The organism is Caballeronia sp. AZ1_KS37 (assembly GCF_023631165.1).
GTDB lineage: Bacteria > Pseudomonadota > Gammaproteobacteria > Burkholderiales > Burkholderiaceae > Caballeronia > Caballeronia zhejiangensis.
Genome location: NZ_JALQDP010000038.1, coordinates 1 through 18823 on the forward strand (window position 1 = coordinate 1; position 18823 = coordinate 18823).

An 18823-nucleotide genomic window follows, 5' to 3' on the forward strand; every position below is an offset into this window, starting at 1 on the left:
GCATCGACTTGCGTGACGGGCGCGACGTTGGTCTGCGGGCTGGCGAACGAGAAGCCGCCGTTGACATTGGCGTTGACGCCGTTGTTCTGGAAGATGCTGGAGCCGCCGACGATAGCGCCCATTTCTTCACGGTCGAGTTCTTTGCTGACTGCGAGGGATTCGATCTTCAACATGATGGTTCTCCGGATGCGTGGATGATTGCGATGAGATGGGGAATCAGAGTGCGACGCCGCCAAGCAGGCTGCCGACCGAAGCGAGCGACTTGGTGATGTTCTTCACGTCGACGTCGGTGTGTTGCGAGGCATCGACTTGCGTGACGGGCGCGACGTTCGTTTGCGGGCTGGCGAAGGAGAAGCCGCCGTTGACGTTGGCGTTGATGCCGTTGTTCTGGAAGATGCTGGAACCGCCGACGATGGCGCCCATTTCAGCACGGCCGAGTTCTTTGCTGACAGCGAGGTTGTCGATCTTCAACATGATGTAGCTCCTGACTTGGTTGGTTGGATGAGCACCAATCGTTGCGCTCGCAGCTACATATGCGAGGGCTGTGCCAGCGGCTACTAGAGGATCTGTTCGGTTAATGCAAGTCATTGATCGACATACAAAATCGAGGTAATCAAAGCAGATCTCTACGCGCAGTCCAGGTCGCTAATGGTCGCCGGCTGTCGGCCGTCCAAAGACAGATACTCGAAACATGTCTGGAGCCGGCGAACACGCAAGGTAATAAGACACGCGACACGTTTCACGCCGCAAGAAGAGAGACGAAACTACGGAATCCGAAGTGTCGATGAAAAAGACGAACAGCGCTCGCATCGAGCGTTGGGTCGCAACTTGGGGAAGGAAGAACCGGCAGGAAGGGAGTACAGCGAAGAGAAGCAAGGAGAAGGAAGCAGCGTTGTCCCTTCTCCCCTTGTAGACGATGCCTTACAGCTTTCCGCCCACGATCAGGCTGCCGACGGAATCAAGCGTCTTCGTCACGTTCGTCAGGTCGACGTTGGTGTGCGTCGAAGCATCGACTTGCGTGACGGGCGCGACGTTGGTCTGCGGGCTGGCGAACGAGAAGCCGCCGTTGTAGTTGGCGTTGATGCCGTTGTTCTGGAAGATGCTCGCGCCGCCGACGATGGCGCCCATTTCAGCACGGCCGAGTTCTTTGCTAACGGCGAGGTTTTCGATCTTCAGCATGATGTGTCTCCTGGGACGGGTTGGGTTGGGTGAGCACCAATCGTTGCGCTCGCATCTCCATATGCGAGAGCTGTGCCAGAAGCGTCCGGATGTTGTCCGGTTAGGCCGATCCATTGAATAGCAAGGCTCACCGGGCATCTACAGCATCATTCACGAACGAGAGGCGCATCGATTCGTCGGCTGCGCGATGACAGATCGCCGAACATGTCGGCGCACGACCGACGGTCCGCGTACACGAATGCGACGGGCTCAGTGAAACAGCCCATATCACATGCACGCACCGTACAACGCTGGTGACAAAGCCACTTGCAGGCGATTGCCTTAGCGGAAAAAAGCCAAAAGAGGAGCGGCCTGGTCAATCCGCGCATTGCGCGCGTGCGGCCTTCGGAACAATGACGAGAAGGAGAAGGAAACGTCGTCGGTTCCTTCTCCCTTCGAGGGATGATGCTTACAGCTTCGCGCCGAGAATTTCGCTGCCGACCGTGGTGAGCGACTTCGTGATGTTCTTCACGTCGACGTCGATATGTTGCGAAGCATCGACTTGCGTGACGGGCGCGACGTTGGTCTGCGGGCTGGCGAACGAGAAGCCGCCGTTGACATTGGCGTTGACGCCGTTGTTCTGGAAGATGCTGGAGCCGCCGACGATAGCGCCCATTTCTTCACGGTCGAGTTCTTTGCTGACTGCGAGGGATTCGATCTTCAACATGATGGTTCTCCGGATGCGTGGATGATTGCGATGAGATGGGGAATCAGAGTGCGACGCCGCCAAGCAGGCTGCCGACCGAAGCGAGCGACTTGGTGATGTTCTTCACGTCGACGTCGGTGTGTTGCGAGGCATCGACTTGCGTGACGGGCGCGACGTTCGTTTGCGGGCTGGCGAAGGAGAAGCCGCCGTTGACGTTGGCGTTGATGCCGTTGTTCTGGAAGATGCTGGAACCGCCGACGATGGCGCCCATTTCAGCACGGCCGAGTTCTTTGCTGACAGCGAGGTTGTCGATCTTCAACATGATGTAGCTCCTGACTTGGTTGGTTGGATGAGCACCAATCGTTGCGCTCGCAGCTACATATGCGAGGGCTGTGCCAGCGGCTACTAGAGGACCTGTTCGGTTAACTCGCCGGCCTGATAGGAAAGGGATTGCGGGGTGGAAGCGCGATTTGCGCGCCGAAACCATCCGCAATAGGCGAGGCCGAAGTGTGGGCCGCAGAGAAACAGAGGGCGGGGACTTGTCGGATTCCGACGAACAGCGTGGTCAACGATACGGGACGCGCGTGCGCGGACGAGCCGCGTCCCGTATCAGAGTCGATGAGATGAAGATCAGCTTAGAGCTGCGGAGAAACACCGAGCGGCGCAATGGGTTCCATGACCGGCGCGCTTTCCGGCTTCAGATCCTTGATGAAGGTGTCGGACATCGCGATCACGGTGGCGAGCGCGCGCGTGTCGTAGAGCGCGTGATCGACGTCGCCGCACACGGCGGCCCGGACGCGCGTCGTTCGAGACAGCTTCTTGCCGTGCCTGCCGAAATGCGCGTTCAGTTGATCGAGACCTTCGTCGCCTGCGCCGTACACGAGCAGCGTGCGCACGCCTTTGCGTTCGAGCGCATGGACGATGCTGTGCGGATCCGTGAGCGAACCGTGATCCGCCTGAACGACCTTCTTGCGCGTCACACCGGGCATCTGCGATTGCAGCCGCGCCGCCGCATTCGATGCGAAAGCTTTCAGGATCGGCTTGAGTCCGCGCTTGCCGCTCAGCACGAGCCACCATTTTTGCGGCTTCAGGATCGCGGGTCCGAGACGCGCCATCGTGTTGCGCCGCTGCGCTCTGAGCTCTTGCAGCGTCAGATGCTCAGGTACATGGAAGCGCTGCAGATTCACGGCGATGACAGCGCCGATAGCCGGCTCGATCAGCGAAGCGCGCAACGCGCTATATGCACCCGAGCAGATGCCGAACACAACGACGTTATCGTAGCCCTTGCGTTTGAGCCATGCAGCTGCGGTCGCGACATCCTCGATCGTGGTTTGCGCATGAATCGACGCAACGGTGTCGTGCGTGCCATCCGGCGAACGTGCGGGACTGTCGCCGATGCCACGCGCATCGAAGCGCAACGATGCGATGCCGCGTTGTGCCATCTCCCGCGCCATGCGGACGGACAGCCGGCTGTCGCCTTGATGCACGCTGCCCGCCGTATTCGTGATGACGATCACAGGGCCGCCCGGCAGTCCGTCGCGCGGCTCGCACAAGATGCCGAAGAGTCCTGCAGCGCCGAAGATCACCGGGCGCTCGATCGCTTCCGGCGTTTCGATGATCGCATCGTCGCTCATGCTCGGCCGCGCTGCCTTTCTCGTGCGGGCCGGCTTGAGATCGCGGGCCATGCCTTCGGCCACGCCCTCCTCGATCCATTGCGCCGCGCGCTTGAGCGTCTTCTCGGGCAGGACCGACGATGCAGTCTCCTGCATGAATTCGAAGTAGTCGTCGAAGGCTTCCGTCTGCACGTCGACGCCTCGATCGAGCAATACGTTGCATAGCGACCGGCTCGCGCCCGGCCGCAAGTCGGCCACGAACACGCGCTTGGGCAGAGCGGACTGATGACTCATCGCCTTGCCGAGATCGAGCCCGCTCAGGCGGCTGCGAAACGCTTCGCTATAAACCTGACCGAGCACGTGATATGGCGAATCGACCTGCACCGCTCTCACGACGACGGGAAGATTTTCGACCCACGTCTGTCGCAGCGCGGTGAGTTCGCGCAGATAGTGGCGTCCGTTGACCACGGGCGCGAGGAGCGCGAGCGAATCCACCAGCGGATGATGCGATGCCAGCGCAGCCAGTGTGCCGCCCAGACGCAAGCCGCACAGCGTGACTTTCGTTACGCCCGTTTCCTGTCGCAAACGTTCGATAGCCGCGCCGATATCCGCGATGAAGTGATCGACCCGATCGCTCTCATGATCGATGCCGACTGAATCGCCGGTCGCCAGATAGTCGAAGCGCAAGACCGGAATGCCGCGTCGGGAAAGCTCTTCGGCCAGATAGCGCATGGCCTTGTGGCCCCACGCTTCCTCATGCCCGAATGGGTTGCATAGCACGACGCCGTGGCTTCCATGGCCGACGTGAAGCCACCCGAAGCGGCCTCCGAAGACGATCGGCGTCATGCGTCGGCCCCACTTCCAAAATTACCGACGCATAGGCGCTCGCTTCGGTAAGAAGCGATATTGGCAACGCACTGAATCCCTGGGCCGCTCGATGTTTTATTTAGGTCGCGCATTTGTTGAGGTTCTCATTGCACGTTTTGCAAGATTTAACCTCCTTTCGTTTCTGGCCTTCGGTGCGCTGGACAACAAAGTGATGTTTTGCCGCATGCATGGGGATACCGCCATGCATGCACGAGACCGGTCGTCTAGACGTCGATGCAATGTTCGCTATCGCACATTCGCGTCTCTTGGTACGAAAAAAAGCTAAGGAGATCTACATGAACGGAAAGCCGGAATGAAGCGGTTCGCGAGGATCGCCATAGCGCTTGGCAATGGTAGAAGGGCATCTATTGACTATTCGGAGGCATCGTCTAGATTTTCGTCGTGGCCGCGCTCAATCCATCGATTCGATTCGCCAAGGAGACGATCATGTGCACTCGCCTGAAACCCGGACGCCCTCACTCCATCTATTGCATTCTGCCGCCGCACATGCTGGAGCACATCGCGAAGCATGGCGACGCGAAGGAGCGCGAGATCGCCATCGACACGCTGTCGAAGGATCACACGATGCGGTCCTTCCGTGCCGTGGAGGCCACGCTCGCAGTCCGGCGCGCAGCGCCGATGCCCACTGCCGCCGCGCCTTCCGCGCATCGCACGATCTACACGGCCGACGAAACTGAAACGTTGCCCGGCACGGTCATTCGTACCGAAGGCGCAAAGCCCGTAAAAGACGATGCCGCCAACGAAGCCTATGACGGTCTCGGTGCGACCTTCGAGTTCTATCTGGAGGTGTTTCATCGCAATTCGATCGACGATGCGGGCATGCCGCTCATCGGCACCGTCCATTTCGGCAAGGACTATGACAACGCGTTCTGGAACTCGCAGCAGATGGTTTTCGGCGATGGCGACGGCGAGCTCTTCAACCGCTTCACCATTGCACTGGATGTCATCGGTCACGAATTGACGCATGGCGTGACCGAACATACCGCCGGCCTGAATTACATGACGCAGGCGGGCGCGCTGAACGAGTCGATATCGGATGTGTTCGGCTCGCTCATCAAGCAATACGCGCACAAGCAGACGGCGGACAAGGCGGACTGGCTTATCGGCGAGGGATTGCTCGCGAAGGGCGTCAATGGCGTCGCGCTTCGCTCGATGAAGAATCCCGGCACGGCCTACGACGATCCGAGGCTCGGAAAGGATCCGCAGCCCGCCGACATGAGCGAGTACGTTCGCACGACGCAGGACAACGGCGGCGTGCATATCAACTCAGGCATTCCAAACAAGGCGTTCTGCATGATCGCTCTTGAAATCGGCGGATATGCTTGGGAGAAGGCGGGGCGAATCTGGTATGAGACGCTGACCGACTCGCACCTCAAGCCGACCGCGACCTTCAAGACATTCGCGAAGCTGACGCTAACTACGGCGAGCAGGCTATATGGCGCGAGCAGCGCGGAGGCATCGGCGGTCAAGAAGGGATGGCACGAAGTCGGTGTATTGTGATCGTGCGCGCGCTCGCATCTTCGCCGCGCTCCTGTTGTCGGGCGCGGCGCTGGTGTGCGCGGGCTGCGCTTCACATCAATCGTCGTGGGAGCCTTCAATGCACGCGGAGCTGACGACCGATGGCGGGTTAGCTGCCTTTCCCGGACTTGCACGGCCGATCGTTCTCGACGAGAAGGATCTTTCGCCCGACGATGGCGTTGCATTCGCGCATCTCGTCGTGGCGGCGCGTGCCGAGGCAAGCGCATCGAGGCCACGCGCAACGAAACCTGTTCCGGACGGCCGCACCTATCGGATCCATGTCGATGGCGACGATACGCTTCACCTTCAGGCCGCCGATCCTTCCATACCCCCTGCCTTTGCCGCCTTGATGGAGTTCATCAAGCGGCATGGACATCGCTAACTTCCGGCTGTGCATGCGTCGACACTTCGGCTGAATTGGATAATTCCCAGCTAACTCTGCTTTCGTAAGATGTGCTTGCAGTTTGCTGATTCCATACATTCAAACGGAGTGTCTATGAAGCCCGCCAAAGTTCTGCTTCGATCATCATCGAGATGCCCTCCGTCGATCGATCGGCGGCGATCAGAAGCATCTACACGTCAATCAAAGGCAGAACGGCAATCGCTCGATAACTTCCGCGACTGCCGTTCTCGCGTTCGATCACCTCACCCGCGCGAGCTATCAAACCAGCCTTAGACCGAGGCTAGGATTCAAGAATTATGTATGTGCGTTGGCTCATACAAAACACCGGTTTCTCGTTTGCGCAATCCCGGCGTGCTGTATAAGATTGCCAAACATTACAGACTGTAATGTTGATGATGAACGTTTTCCTTGCCTCTTTGTCTGTAAATGCGCAAGGCGCCGAAACCTTGACGGAGCCAGATTGCTGAATGAGCGAGCGCAGACTCTCTCCCGCTCTTTCGATGACCGATCAAGCCGCACTATAAGGAGACTTCATGCCAACTCCCGTTTTCGAGTCCGTACGTCTAGACGATGTGTTGCTCGAACCAGATCCGATCGACCCCGCATGGATACTCGAAGGCAATCCTGTCGCCCGCAGTGGCAGATGGTCGCAAAGTCTCGACACGACGACCTCCTCGTGGGTCTGGGATTGCACTGCCGGCCGCTTCAACTGGTACTTCGAGCAAGACGAGACCATCTATGTGATCGAAGGCGAAGTCATCATTACCGCCGAAGGTCAGGAACCGCGCACGCTGCGCGCGGGACACGCCGCATTGTTTTACGCGGGCACGCGATCTCAGTGGTACGTTCCTAAGTATGTGCGCAAGCATGCCATCCTTCGTCCGCACATCACGAAGCCTGTGTTGTTCGCGCTCAAGGTGAGCCGCAGATTGCAGGGCAAGCCGAGCGGCTATCTGCCTCGCACGTCGCTCTGACAATCTCCTTCGAAGAACATCACGGAACTATCGAAGTGATGAGTCACGCGATGGATAACCTCGTCCATTGGTCAAGGCATTGCGAACGGATCAGGCAGGAGAGCGCACGGTTCCCGAGTCCCTGCGAGGCGCGTGGCACGCCGGAGTAGTCCGTAATACGCCAGCGCTTTAGTTCATTGCCGATGCCATCTGCCGCCGATTCGCAGAAAAGAATCAAACGCGCTAATGCCGGCATGCATGACCGCGCGTGATGCGAATTGGCTCTTTGCTCATGGAGAACTTATGGCGAAACGTCGCATTAGCCTTTGGCGAATCAATCGACGCATGCTCGTCATAACATATGATTTGAACGCAACGCGGGATAGCTTTTGATTCTGCTGCATCCGTAAAGAACTTCCGGCGAGAGGCGGGCGCGAATTCGCGCCCGCTTTTGTATTGCTCGGCACTGCGCGAATACGCTTCTTCACCTAACTTCGCGAAACGCTACGAAAGCAAACGATTGCGAGTGCGATCATGCCGGCGTTTGCAAAAGTACCGTCCACGACTATGCCGTCTGTCCATACGAACGTGCGTATCCGTTCAACGCCGCGAGCGATTAAGAAGTTTTTTCATATGGATGTCTATTTTTATCGTTGCCTCGACGCAATTTTTTCTTACCTGTAACCTGCGTCTGTGAGAACGCCTGGTGACTCCCAAAAGTTAAACGACGCCCACAGTCGACACGCTCGTTCGGAAGGAATAACACTAACGCAACGAATTGGAGGCTCCGCGATGTCAACCTCAACTGACGTCCTCGAAGCTACGTCCGTCGCTGGCGACTGCGCGTATGCGATGCATGATTCGACGGTAATCAAGCACATCGGCATTGTTTTATACGATGGTTTCTCTTTGCTGGCCGCAGGCACCCTCGCCGAAGCGCTGCATGTGGCGAACGAGTTGCAATCCGAAGCAGCGAATCATTCTTTGAAATATCGCGTGAATCTGGTATCGGCGCGCGGGGGTACGGTCTCGTGTTCTTCTTCCATGTCCGTGTGGACGGAACAACTCGCCGGAGGAAAATTCGATAGTCTCGATAACCTTTTCGTCGCAGGAGGCAGCGGCGTGGCACGCGCGTCCTCGGACGACAATCTTATGGAGCTCCTGAGACGCGCGAGCGGGAAGAGCGTCACCATTACCGCGATGGGAAACGCGCACATGCTCTTGTCGGCCGCGGGCGTTACGCCGCGGGACTGGCCTTCGATGAAGCAGGATATTCCGCCCAGTTCGGCGACCAAAACCCTATCAGAGCATGAACGCGATCAGGCATTGATGACATCGCTTGCATTCGTCAAGAAGGACTTGGGCGCCGATCTGGCTATGCGTGTCGCGGACCGTCTCGAATCGGGCGGAGGCTTGTCGCTCGAGGCGGCGTTCGAAGAGATGTATGACACGACGCTGGCCGAGAAGGCGCGCGCGGCGGCGCGTTGGCTCGTGCTGAACTGCGCAAAGGCGATATCCGTCGTCGATGCAGCGCGCATGTCTTCGATGAGCGAGCGCAACTTCCTGCGTCTGTTCAAGCGCGAGATCGGCGTCACGCCTTCGAAATATCTGCTTCGCGCGCGGCTCGATCTCACTTGCAAGCTGCTCGAAAATAGCGATCTTCCGGTCGACAAGATCGCCCGTCGAACGGGCCTCAGCAACGGAGAGAGACTGTCGAAGCTATTCCGCAAGGAATTCTCGATGTCCCCAACCGAATTTCGCGCACGAAGCCGGAATAAGCGCTGAGAGCGAAGCGCTCAGGTTGTCGGCGCCTGATCGCCGACACCTCGTTTGGCCTTGACCGAACTACGCAGACGCGCCTCGAATTGCAGAAGGATCGATTCCTTGGCGAGATTCGATGCCGCGTATTGTCGGCCGAGCGCACCAAGACGCTCACGAAGCGAGCGGTCATTGGCGAGACGAAGTATGGCTTTAGTCAATGCAGTCGGAGACTCGGGTTCGACCGCGAGGCCGACGGAATTCACGACGTCCCATAGCTCGGTGCCTTCATTCGCCGTGGCGATAACCGGCCGATTGCTCGACAGCATGGCGCCGAGCTTCGATGGCATGACGAGATCGGCGGCATCGGCGCGTTGCGGCAGAACATGCATGTCCGCGAGCGCGAGCAGTTCGTGGAAGCGCTCTTTAGGCTGCAAATCGAGGAATTTGACATTGGGTAAGTCGCGGGCCTTATCGAGCAGGAACGATCTTGCGGGCCCGGCACCGCAGATCACGAACATGATGTCCTCGCGCCACGCGAGAAGCTTTGCCGCATCCGCGATAACTTCCAGACCTTGCTTGAGCCCGAGATTGCCGGAATAGAGTACGACCTGCACGCCGCGACCGAGAGCGAGTTGCCCGCGAAACGAATTATCCGCGCTGTCCGATTGTGCATGCTGCATGTCGACCCAATTCGGAAATGTAAAAGCGTTCTCGCATAGGACGCCTTTTTGCACCGCCAGTCGCGTCATCGCGGCTGAAGGTGTGGAGACCACGTCGGCGCGCGACATCAGCCATTTTTCAGCGGACGATGCGAGCTTCTTCGCCGCACGGCCCTTCAGGATTCCAAGCCGGAAAGCGGCATCGACCTCGTAGTCCTGTACGTGAAGCCAGAACGATGCACTCGCGATGCGCGCTGCCAACAGCGCCATGGGCGACGCGAACAAGGGCGGCTCGACGAGCCATACGGCTTGCGGACGCCACGCGATTTGCACTGCCGCGGCGGGAATGGAGAAGAGTGCGAAGCTCATCAGATGCAATATGCGCTTCAAGCCCGAAGGGCGTTTCGGGCACCAGAAGGGCACGCGTATCACCGAAACATTGTTGAGCTGTTCCGTCACGTATGTGTGCGAGTTATAGCCGGCGCGAACGCGCCACTCGGGATAATACGGAGAAGCGGTGATTACGCGTACCGTATGTCCGCGCAATGCAAGCCATTCCGCCAGCTCGGCAGAATACTTTCCAACCCCGGTTACTTCCGGGGCGTAGTTGAGCGAGATCATCAGCACTTTCATCGAGCCACCCAATGTGGTTGAAACTGAAAAGTCGGCGCGCCGAACGCGCTGACTTTCAATCGAAGCGCTTGCGAATGAAGCGGCATGGGTTGCCGCCATAAACGCCTTCGGGCTCGAGCGAACGATGTACGACGGAAAGCGGTGTAACGACCGCCGAACGGCCGATGGTCACGCCCATTTGCACGACACAATTCGCCGTGATCCACACGCCGTCTTCAATGACGATCGGTGCAACGCTCAGATTCATCGTCGTGCTCATTGCGTGCGAGCCGGCTGTGAGGAACGTGCCTTGTGAAATGCACACATGCGATCCGACGCGGATGGGCGCCTGGTTATAGATCCACACATCGGCGCCGAACCATGAGTGATCGCCCACTTCGAGATTCCACGGTGCTTTCACGCGAAGCTGTTGCAGGAAGCGGCAACCGACGCCTATCTTCGCGCCGAAGAGACGGAGTAACGCAACTCGCACATTCGAAAACGGGTTGAGCTTGTTATTGATGACGCAGGCTTCGACAACAAACCATAGTGCTTCGATGAGCGTCGATCGCGCCTTCTCATAGTTGCCCTTTCCTGCTCGGCTGAGATCGATGATGCGATTGGCAGGGTGCTCGTCCTTGACGTCGTGGACAAGGGTTTCCGCGTTCGACACCGCATTGTCGGTGAGGAGTTCTGACGCCATTTGGAAGCTCTCCCAGCAGTCGTTGCACGTTTCAGGTATTGGCGGTGCGGACAGATCGACTTAACTGTCGCCAATCCGGGACATCTTCGGAGAGGGCTGCCAGCACATACGGCGCACTCGAAACGTCTCCAGTGCATGACGAAGCACCGACAGCCTGCGGTCGTCCGTCAAGGATTCGATGCGCTGCTTGCCTCGCTGGATCAGCCGCATTCTCAGGTCGGGGTCGATGATGAGCTCACGAAGTGCATCGGCCATGCTGTCCGGGTTCACAAGATCGATGAGAAGCCCCGCGTCGTCAATCTGGTCTCGCAGGTTCTTCAGGTCGGAATACAGCACGGGCACGCGAAGCTGAAACGCCTCGTAGGGCGGCAGGTTCGTGGGACCGAAATACGTGGGCATCACCAATGCGACCGCCTGACGATAGAGGCAGGTCACTTCGATATCGGACACGAAGCCTGCAAAGCGGATTCGGTCCGCCAGCCTGAGCTCATCGGCCACTGAGCGTACATGAGCCAGGTTGCCGAAGTCGCGCCCAGAGAATATGGCGCCGACCCTGATCCCGAAGCGATCCTCCAGGCTGCGCAATCCCCGCAATAGATAGACATGGTTCTTATGCGGCCAGAACTGGGCGGGATAGTAGACGTAGTCGCAATCCAGGCCATACTTTGCCTTGATGTCGATAAAGCGATCCGGATGATCAAGCTCATGCTCGCGCAACTGCGTTCCAATCGCAGGAGAAAAGGGAATCACATGAACTCGTTCCTCATCGACGGCATATCGTCGGATCACGTTATCGCGTCCCGCTTCTGAATCGACTACGACACCGGTCGCTTTCTTCAGCGCAAGTTGATAGATCTGCTCGCGGCGCTCGAACTCGCCGCCACAGCGAACTTCAGGAAAGTCCACTTCATCGCGGTGCGCCAGATCCCAGACCGTAAAGAGATAGCTGAATTGTGCAGTCACGAGAGCCAGATAGGACGGACCCGTGAAGTAGACGAGGTCCGCGCCCATTTCCCGTAAAGACCGGTCGAGCCAATTGAAGTACACGTGCTTTCTGAATAGTTGAGGCGGATTGAGCAGGCGCCACATGACATGGAAACGCGCAAGCAGCTTTTGCCAGCGGTGAACGCGAAGATAGCGAGCATCGATTCCATTCCGATGCAGTTCTTCGATCGCGGACCTGCGCGTCGTGATGAAGGTCACGTTACAGAGTTCGGGCGGCAGGCGCTTGGCCAGAAGCGCAGCGTTCGTCGCTTGCTGAAATCCTCCGCCTACTGAATTGTCCAGTTCGATAAAGACCACCATCCGGATCGGCCGGACATGAAAGCCGATGCCGGTGACATCCGCGCCGCTCGCATGTTCACGAGTTTCAACGCGGCGATGGGCGAATCGGGGAACTGCCAGATCACTTTGATAGGTAGTGCTCGAAGCGGCTCTCTTGAACAACATATCTTGAGTTCCCCGCAGAAGAAAGGACATGTTGCGTTCACAGCGACACGATCAATATCGGATCGTCTATCGTGGGCTGGTCTAACGATAGCCTGCCGTATATCCGCGCGACCCGTTATGACGGATGACGGCAAGACGTTGGCTGACCGATGAGTGAGACCGCGCCCGCCATCGCCGCGGACTCAGCACGCGGACGCCCGGCCAAAAGCTTGATGATTTCCGCCAACGGACCTTGCCGGGCATCCGCGGCGCTACGATGCCTTTCCGGGGCGTTGCACGAGGCTGTCGAAAGGTGTCGACGAACATTGCCGCTCCCGCATGCGTCCTGGCTCACTGGAGAACGTCTTTGAAAACGCTCCACATCATTCCGTCTATCGAGGCAAGGAGTGGCGGCCCGGCGGAGGCAATCAAGAAGCTCGCCGCAGAACTGCGGCTGTTTGGACACACGGTCGATATCGTCTGTCTCGATCCTTCGGCCCATGCCGACACGTCAGATGACGCTGTGTTCGATCAAGTGGTCCGCCTTGGACACCATGCAGGGAAATACTCGTTCAACTTCCGCCTCGTTCGCTGGCTGATCGAGCATGGCAGGCAATACGATGCGATTGTCGTGGATGGCATTTGGCAGTTTCATAGCGCGGCGGCCGTGTTTTCGCTGCGTCCGCGGAAGATTCCATACTTCGTCATGCCGCACGGAATGCTGGATCCATGGTTCAACATAGGCCATCCACTGAAGTTCGCGAAGAAGCTTGTCTATTGGTTATTCGTTGAACGACACGTCCTGAGCAACGCGAAAGGCGTTCTTTTCACTACGGATAGCGAGCGAACCCTCGCGCGCAAAGCATTCCCGCTATATCGCGCCAAGGAAAACACCATGACGATCGGCACCGTGCCGCCACCTTTGATCGAAAAGGCAGAGGTTATAAAGTGGCGCGCGTCTGGGCATTCGAATGACAAGAAGTTGATGTTGTTTCTAGGGCGGCTCCATGAAAAGAAAGGCTGCGACCTGTTGATTCGCGCCTTTCATGATCTGCGAGACGCCGCGAACGACTATCAACTAGTTATTGCGGGGCCTGACAACAACGGCGTCGCGGCGAAGCTGCGTCGTGAAGCCGAGCAACTCGGGCTTGCCAGGAAAATCACCTGGATCGATATGGTGACGGGCGCGGACAAGTGGTCCTTGTTGCGGGCGGCGGACGTCATGGTCTTACCTTCGCATCAGGAGAACTTCGGCGTCGTGGTGGCCGAGGCGCTCGCATGCGGCGTGCCGGTGCTACTGACCGACAAGGTCGGAATCTGGCAGGAAGTCGTGGCGGACCGAGCGGGCCTCGTCGATGTGGATACGCTGCCCGGCATCACTCGGTTGCTCATGCAATGGACGAGCTTGCCGGAGCATGAAAAGGATGCGATGAGATCAGCTGCGAGGCAGTGCTTCGACGACCGCTTTCATGTATCTCGCGCGGCCAGGAAATATATTTCGCTGATGAGTGACGGCCGCGCCTAATGATCGAGGCAAGATACGTGCGTTCGTGCGCGCGACCTTCGCATGCGCGACTTATATGACGAGAAAGGGTGGAGCCGCGACGCGAATCGGTCAACACCTTGCCAGATTCCGTCACTTGACGAGAGACGAATCACAACGGGCGCTAAGCTTCAGTTACGGACGATGCGCGTTCTGGCCTCTGCTACGCGTTTCAAAGCGCGTCCATGTCGGACATTCTCCAGTCGGGACACATCATGAGGGTATTTTCGGCCGAGCAGGACATTGGGGTTGAAGAAAGCGTCGATATCATCGCTCACGAAGGCGTCACACTTGCTCTTATCATCCGTGCTTCCTTCTCGAGAGAAGGCGTGAATTTTTTCACGCCGCGCGAATACTCGCAGCAACTCGCGCATATGGAGCATGCCGCCGGAACGAAGATATGCGCGCATGTGCATAACATCATGGCGCGTGAAGTAAAGCTGACGCAAGAAGTTCTGCTGATCAAAAGAGGACGCGTTCGCGTCGATCTTTATGGTGCGAACCTGCACTATGTGACGAGCCGGACACTTGGGCCCGGAGACGTCATATTGCTGTCCGCGGGCGGTCACGGCTTCGAAATGCTCGAGGACGCGGCCTTCATCGAGGTGAAACAAGGGCCTTACATGGGCGATCACGACAAGGTTCGATTCGAACCGCGGTCGTGAGTTACGGCGTTGAAGAAAGCGGCATCAAGACCCTGAGATTGTTGTTCGCATGTGACTTGGCATAAGAGGAGAAGAAACGATGCCGAATAAGGTCGCGCTTGTTACCGGAATAACCGGTCAGGATGGTTCCTATCTCGCTCAATTCCTGCTCGATAAAGGATATGAGGTGCATGGCGTCAAACGCCGTTCATCGCTCTTCAACACCGACCGTATCGACCATCTTTACGAAGATGATCACGTAGCGCAGCGAAGGTTTCATTTGCATCACGGCGATCTCACCGATTCTTCGAGCATCCTGCGTATCATCCAGCGCGTTCAACCGGACGAGATCTACAATCTCGCCGCGCAAAGTCACGTAGCGGTCTCGTTCGAGGAACCCGAATACACGGCCAACGCGGACGGTCTGGGCGCTCTGCGAATACTGGAAGCGATGCGCATATTGGGTCTCGAGAAAAGCGCTCGCTTTTATCAGGCATCGACATCCGAGTTATATGGGCTGGTCCGGGAAATACCCCAGCGGGAAACCACGCCTTTTTATCCGCGAAGCCCGTATGCCGTTGCGAAGCTGTACGCGTACTGGATCACGGTGAACTATCGCGAGGCTTATGGCATCTATGCGTGCAACGGCATTTTGTTCAACCACGAATCGCCGGTTCGTGGAGAGACGTTCGTCACGCGTAAGATCACGCGCGCGATTGCTCGCATCGCAATCGGATCGCAGGACTGCCTGTATCTCGGCAATCTGGGCGCAATGCGCGACTGGGGACACGCACGCGATTATGTTCAGATGCAGTGGCTCATGCTGCAACAGCCCGAGCCGGAGGACTTCGTGATCGCGTCCGGCGTGCAATACAGTGTGAGGGAATTCGTGCAACTTGCTGCCGCGGAGCTCGGTATCGTTCTGCGCTTCGAGGGCAGCGGTGTCGACGAGGTCGCGATCGTGGAGCGGATCACCAGCAAGGAATGCCGTGTCGCGCCAGGGACCGTGATTGTGCGTGTCGATCCTCGCTACTTCAGGCCGACGGAAGTAGAGACCCTGCTGGGCGATCCGTCGAATGCTCACGCGAAACTCGGTTGGGCGCCAACGGTGACTTTTCCAGCGCTCGTCAAGGAAATGGTGCAGTCCGATTATCAGATAGCGAAGCGCGATGCTCTGATCACCCTAGCCGGATACCGTGCGCTGGAACATCACGAATAAGCGCGCACGTGCGAGTGTCGACTGGGCCCGCTGGCTTCGCGGCCAGCGGGCCTTTGATCGCAGAGTCGGTTCATTTTCCGGCTAACCTGCGGATCAGCGGTTGCAGACCCCGAGGCAGCTTAGCGAATCCCGCGCGTGTCAAGCGGAAGAAAAGATATTCGCCCAGCACGGACATCATCGTTCGATCGAGCGGCGCAGTGTTCATCGAGGTCTTTGGAAAGACGTCATACTCCGAGGGCTGTCCGAATCCGAGGAACATCGACGTTCGTTCGTTGACTTCCGAAATAAATTCCGTGTTCACGATGATGGGCTCGGACTTCTGTATTTCACTGTCAACCTGGAAGAACACGCTTTTCCTGACGAAGTTCTTGTCGGATACGGGTCTCGCTCGATGAATGCCGTAGGTGTTGTAAATGACGAGCGATCCGCGCGGCATCTTGAAGCTCTTGACGTCCGACGCGAGGATATCAGCGATGAACTCATCCGTGTAGTCGCTATACGCCTTTTCTCCGGACCAGAGATGCGAGCCCTCGATGTACTGGAACTCGCCGTCGTCGACATCGGAGACATAGAAGATAAAGATGATTCCGGGAATATGAGCGAAGGCTTTGTCGGTCTTGTTGTCGGTATGCCACTGCATGTGGTGCCCGCCGTACGTTTCGTAGTATCTCAGCGCCTTGAGTCTGAACTTGTCGCCCAGATATCCTTCGCAGACCCTGAAAACAAATGATGAGGTCGCGAAGTCGTAGAAGGTCTTCGACACGGCGAGCAGGTTCGTCAGATAGTATTGCTTCTCCCAGAATACACCGGCGACCTTGTTGACGTTCAGGCCCAGCTTCGTTGCAGTCGAATCGTGTTCTATGCGTTCGATGGCCGCTGGTGCAAGGGCGGAAGGAAACGCAAAGTATCCTTTTTGATTCAGCTCTGCGACTACCTGTTCGGGATTGACAGAAAGGAATTCGCGAGTGAAGAGCGCCTTCTCCGTCTGGCTCCACGATAAGCCAGCTCGAACGGAAATGTCAGGCGACGAGTGCTCGATCGCCTCTTCATTGAGACCTGGTTCTGCGGCGTCGAAAGGCAAGCTTGCCATTTGATTCTCCGGTCGTAAGTCGCGTGTCAAGCCGACACGGCACGCGGTGGATCGTCAACAGGCCATACTAGTCGCGCACAGCTCATTGACCGATGCAAGGCGGATGTCGGCAAGGAATTGGCCGAGACAGGGCGAGGTGTGAGCGCTCTCCCGACACATCGACCCGATTCGGCCAACCTCATGGCATATTCCGTCAACTCCGTCATCGGCCAGACGTGCGCTCCTATGCTTCGTGCACGTGCGAAGGTGGTTCACGGGTCGACATGTGCCGCGAGCAGCCAATTTCCGCAGGATCGCGTCGGGCGTGAAACCACCGGGGAGAGGCATGGACGTGACGAAGATCGAATGCGTGCTTGCGATGCTCGACAGAGCCTGAGCGATGCCACCACCTTTGGCCGCCTCGCGCCGTGCCCTCTTCGCGATGTCCTCGCGTCTGTTCGAAATGTTGCCATTCGGCGTCGGCAGATCGGAAGGACGCGACAGGGATCGATATCGGCGAGCTGCGCTTACGATCGCGTGCAACGTCTGCAGTTCCGGCCTGGCGTTCATTGTCCTGATTGCATCCGTCTCGTGGACGCTGCCGTATCTGGGCCAACAACGTTTCGGCGTATGGATGACGTTCTCGAGTCTCGCCGCAACGCTCGCCATGCTCGACTTCGGCATAGGCAATGCGCTTCTCAATCTCGTTGCAGGGGCGCGAGCGAATGAAGATGCTCGGCGCATTCGTGAGCTGATCACACATGGGGTATGGCTGCTCGGCACTGTCGGCGCGATTTGCGGAATCTGTTTGTACGCTGCGCTCCACATATTCGACTTGCGCCTCGTCTTCGGCCATAGCGCTGACGCCGCTGATGAAACGCTGGTGGCCGCGACGCTCTTTCTCGTTCTAACCTGCCTGAACATTCCTCTCGGTGGAGTGAAGCGTGTATGTCATGGCCTTCAAAGAGGCTGGGAACAGCATATCGTCAGCTCGATCGGTTATCTGATATCGCTGCCGCTCTTGTATTGGTGTTGTCTGCGTCAAGCATCAATTCCGTGGCTCTTGTTCGTCACCTATGGCATTCAGATCTGCATGTCGTCGTGTCTCGTTGTGCGATTGAATCGACAAGGATTGCTCGGCTTGATTTCGGGTGGGGCGCACTCGACGATGTGGACTGATTCGAAGAAGATCCTCAGCATGGGATCGTTGTTTTTCGGACTGCAGGTCGGCGTCATGTGCGCAAGCGGCTTCGACGCGCTCATCGTCGCAAAGTTATTGGGCGTGACGGAAGTCGCGAAGCTCGCCGTCGCACAGCGTCTGTTCCAGTTCCTTACTGTCGGGATCTCGATGCTGACGGTGCCGCTGTGGGGCCTCTATGCCGATGCGAAGGCGAGGGGCGACACGAATTTCCTGTCGATGACGTTAAAGCTGTCGATGCTCGGCACCGGTGCGATCGCCATCGTGACCAGCGGATCGATATTCGCCGCCTCCTCGTGGCTTCTGAGCAAGTGGGTCGGCAACCACCTTAGTATTCCCGTCGCGCTGCTCTGCGCGGTTGCGGTCATGTCGGTAGTCGATGCGTTCGGCAATGCTTTCGGCATCTTTCTAAACGGCGTCGGCGAGCTGAAATCACAACTGGTCGCGGTGTGTGTGAGTTGTGCGCTCGCCTTGTCGCTCAAATTCTGGCTCGTGTCCACATTCCATGAAGTCGCCTGGGTGGTGTGGTCGACGGTGATCGCAAGCCTGGTGTCTGACTACTGCGTGTACCTGTTCCTGTTCAGAAAGCGCATATTCGCGCATCTGAGCGTGTTCGACGACAAAGGTGCGACTTCCGCATAAGCGAACGACCGGCAGGAAAGCGCAGTAACGTCTTCAACCACGATGCCGTTCGCGCCAATGTCTTGCCACATTCGGTCAAGCAAGCCGGCGCAGCGGCGGGCTGGCT

At 57.8% G+C, this 18823-nt stretch carries 17 protein-coding genes; 8 read left to right on the forward strand and 9 right to left on the reverse strand.

Annotated features, from left to right (window positions below):
- Nucleotides 1-216 precede the first annotated feature (216 nt).
- From NCS00_RS25705 to NCS00_RS25725, 5 genes are all read right to left on the reverse strand, one after another.
- On the reverse strand, nucleotides 217-474 hold the full coding sequence (locus NCS00_RS25705; RefSeq protein WP_008346270.1) for a hypothetical protein: 258 nt from the start codon (nucleotides 472-474) through the stop codon (nucleotides 217-219).
- Nucleotides 475-921: 447 nt separating this feature from the next.
- Nucleotides 922-1179: a hypothetical protein gene (locus NCS00_RS25710; RefSeq protein ID WP_008346266.1), complete on the reverse strand. Its 258-nt coding sequence runs from the start codon at nucleotides 1177-1179 to the stop codon at nucleotides 922-924.
- A 448-nt stretch (nucleotides 1180-1627) separates the two neighbouring features.
- Nucleotides 1628-1885: a hypothetical protein gene (locus NCS00_RS25715; RefSeq protein WP_008346268.1), complete on the reverse strand. Its 258-nt coding sequence runs from the start codon at nucleotides 1883-1885 to the stop codon at nucleotides 1628-1630.
- 43 nt (nucleotides 1886-1928) lie between these two features.
- Nucleotides 1929-2186 (reverse strand): hypothetical protein, encoded by a 258-nt coding sequence (locus NCS00_RS25720; protein WP_008346270.1) that lies wholly within the window; start codon nucleotides 2184-2186, stop codon nucleotides 1929-1931.
- A 313-nt stretch (nucleotides 2187-2499) separates the two neighbouring features.
- The gene (locus NCS00_RS25725) at nucleotides 2500-4323 is read right to left on the reverse strand and encodes an alpha/beta fold hydrolase (protein WP_175980262.1); all 1824 of its coding nucleotides are present in this window, start codon (nucleotides 4321-4323) and stop codon (nucleotides 2500-2502) included.
- Between the two features lie 468 nt (nucleotides 4324-4791).
- Between NCS00_RS25725 and NCS00_RS25730 the strand changes: the two genes are divergently transcribed.
- The 4 genes from NCS00_RS25730 to NCS00_RS25745 all read left to right on the forward strand — a co-directional run bounded on the left by NCS00_RS25730 (nucleotide 4792) and on the right by NCS00_RS25745 (nucleotide 9024).
- Entirely contained in the window at nucleotides 4792-5865 is a 1074-nt protein-coding gene (locus tag NCS00_RS25730; RefSeq protein WP_250441337.1) for a M4 family metallopeptidase, read from the forward strand.
- Nucleotides 5866-5962: 97 nt separating this feature from the next.
- A complete protein-coding gene (locus tag NCS00_RS25735; protein ID WP_033536023.1) occupies nucleotides 5963-6265 on the forward strand; it encodes a protealysin inhibitor emfourin in 303 nt (100 codons plus the stop codon).
- A gap of 554 nt (nucleotides 6266-6819) precedes the next feature.
- Nucleotides 6820-7260 carry a cupin domain-containing protein gene (locus NCS00_RS25740; RefSeq protein ID WP_033536022.1) on the forward strand — a complete coding sequence of 147 codons (441 nt, stop codon included), beginning with the start codon at nucleotides 6820-6822 and terminating at the stop codon, nucleotides 7258-7260.
- Nucleotides 7261-7932: 672 nt separating this feature from the next.
- Nucleotides 7933-9024 carry a GlxA family transcriptional regulator gene (locus tag NCS00_RS25745; protein ID WP_250441338.1) on the forward strand — a complete coding sequence of 364 codons (1092 nt, stop codon included), beginning with the start codon at nucleotides 7933-7935 and terminating at the stop codon, nucleotides 9022-9024.
- 11 nt (nucleotides 9025-9035) lie between these two features.
- On the opposite strand, the gene NCS00_RS25750 is transcribed toward NCS00_RS25745, so the two are convergent.
- The 3 genes from NCS00_RS25750 to NCS00_RS25760 are packed head-to-tail and all read right to left on the reverse strand — an operon-like array spanning nucleotide 9036 to nucleotide 12453.
- A complete protein-coding gene (locus tag NCS00_RS25750; protein ID WP_250441339.1) occupies nucleotides 9036-10292 on the reverse strand; it encodes a glycosyltransferase WbuB in 1257 nt (418 codons plus the stop codon).
- A 55-nt stretch (nucleotides 10293-10347) separates the two neighbouring features.
- Nucleotides 10348-10974 (reverse strand): DapH/DapD/GlmU-related protein, encoded by a 627-nt coding sequence (locus NCS00_RS25755; RefSeq protein WP_250441340.1) that lies wholly within the window; start codon nucleotides 10972-10974, stop codon nucleotides 10348-10350.
- Nucleotides 10975-11034: 60 nt separating this feature from the next.
- Nucleotides 11035-12453, reverse strand: a complete 1419-nt coding sequence (locus NCS00_RS25760; RefSeq protein WP_250441341.1) for a glycosyltransferase family 4 protein — start codon at nucleotides 12451-12453, stop codon at nucleotides 11035-11037.
- A 316-nt stretch (nucleotides 12454-12769) separates the two neighbouring features.
- On the opposite strand from NCS00_RS25760, the gene NCS00_RS25765 reads away from it, so the two are divergent.
- The 3 genes from NCS00_RS25765 to gmd all read left to right on the forward strand — a co-directional run bounded on the left by NCS00_RS25765 (nucleotide 12770) and on the right by gmd (nucleotide 15808).
- Nucleotides 12770-13927 carry a glycosyltransferase gene (locus NCS00_RS25765; protein ID WP_250441342.1) on the forward strand — a complete coding sequence of 386 codons (1158 nt, stop codon included), beginning with the start codon at nucleotides 12770-12772 and terminating at the stop codon, nucleotides 13925-13927.
- Nucleotides 13928-14130: 203 nt separating this feature from the next.
- Complete coding sequence (locus tag NCS00_RS25770; protein WP_250441343.1) at nucleotides 14131-14610, forward strand: cupin domain-containing protein; 480 nt, start codon at nucleotides 14131-14133, stop codon at nucleotides 14608-14610.
- A 79-nt stretch (nucleotides 14611-14689) separates the two neighbouring features.
- Nucleotides 14690-15808: a GDP-mannose 4,6-dehydratase gene (gene gmd / locus NCS00_RS25775; protein WP_175980257.1), complete on the forward strand. Its 1119-nt coding sequence runs from the start codon at nucleotides 14690-14692 to the stop codon at nucleotides 15806-15808.
- A 70-nt stretch (nucleotides 15809-15878) separates the two neighbouring features.
- Here the strand turns inward: gmd and NCS00_RS25780 are convergent, their stop codons facing one another.
- Nucleotides 15879-16898, reverse strand: coding sequence for a phytanoyl-CoA dioxygenase family protein (locus NCS00_RS25780; RefSeq protein ID WP_250441344.1), 1020 nt, complete (start codon nucleotides 16896-16898; stop codon nucleotides 15879-15881).
- A gap of 379 nt (nucleotides 16899-17277) precedes the next feature.
- On the opposite strand from NCS00_RS25780, the gene NCS00_RS25785 reads away from it, so the two are divergent.
- A complete protein-coding gene (locus NCS00_RS25785; protein ID WP_235366189.1) occupies nucleotides 17278-18717 on the forward strand; it encodes a lipopolysaccharide biosynthesis protein in 1440 nt (479 codons plus the stop codon).
- Nucleotides 18718-18823: the final 106 nt, after the last annotated feature.

Coding starts and splice junctions, on each gene's coding strand:
- NCS00_RS25705 (WP_008346270.1), bottom strand. CDS start 474: ATGTTGAAGATCGACAACCTCGCTGTCAGCAAAGAACTCGGCCGTGCT.
- NCS00_RS25710 (WP_008346266.1), bottom strand. CDS start 1,179: ATGCTGAAGATCGAAAACCTCGCCGTTAGCAAAGAACTCGGCCGTGCT.
- NCS00_RS25715 (WP_008346268.1), bottom strand. CDS start 1,885: ATGTTGAAGATCGAATCCCTCGCAGTCAGCAAAGAACTCGACCGTGAA.
- NCS00_RS25720 (WP_008346270.1), bottom strand. CDS start 2,186: ATGTTGAAGATCGACAACCTCGCTGTCAGCAAAGAACTCGGCCGTGCT.
- NCS00_RS25725 (WP_175980262.1), bottom strand. CDS start 4,323: ATGACGCCGATCGTCTTCGGAGGCCGCTTCGGGTGGCTTCACGTCGGC.
- NCS00_RS25730 (WP_250441337.1), top strand. CDS start 4,792: ATGTGCACTCGCCTGAAACCCGGACGCCCTCACTCCATCTATTGCATT.
- NCS00_RS25735 (WP_033536023.1), top strand. CDS start 5,963: ATGCACGCGGAGCTGACGACCGATGGCGGGTTAGCTGCCTTTCCCGGA.
- NCS00_RS25740 (WP_033536022.1), top strand. CDS start 6,820: ATGCCAACTCCCGTTTTCGAGTCCGTACGTCTAGACGATGTGTTGCTC.
- NCS00_RS25750 (WP_250441339.1), bottom strand. CDS start 10,292: ATGAAAGTGCTGATGATCTCGCTCAACTACGCCCCGGAAGTAACCGGG.
- NCS00_RS25755 (WP_250441340.1), bottom strand. CDS start 10,974: ATGGCGTCAGAACTCCTCACCGACAATGCGGTGTCGAACGCGGAAACC.
- NCS00_RS25760 (WP_250441341.1), bottom strand. CDS start 12,453: ATGTCCTTTCTTCTGCGGGGAACTCAAGATATGTTGTTCAAGAGAGCC.
- NCS00_RS25770 (WP_250441343.1), top strand. CDS start 14,131: ATGTCGGACATTCTCCAGTCGGGACACATCATGAGGGTATTTTCGGCC.
- gmd (WP_175980257.1), top strand. CDS start 14,690: ATGCCGAATAAGGTCGCGCTTGTTACCGGAATAACCGGTCAGGATGGT.
- NCS00_RS25780 (WP_250441344.1), bottom strand. CDS start 16,898: ATGGCAAGCTTGCCTTTCGACGCCGCAGAACCAGGTCTCAATGAAGAG.
- NCS00_RS25785 (WP_235366189.1), top strand. CDS start 17,278: ATGCCACCACCTTTGGCCGCCTCGCGCCGTGCCCTCTTCGCGATGTCC.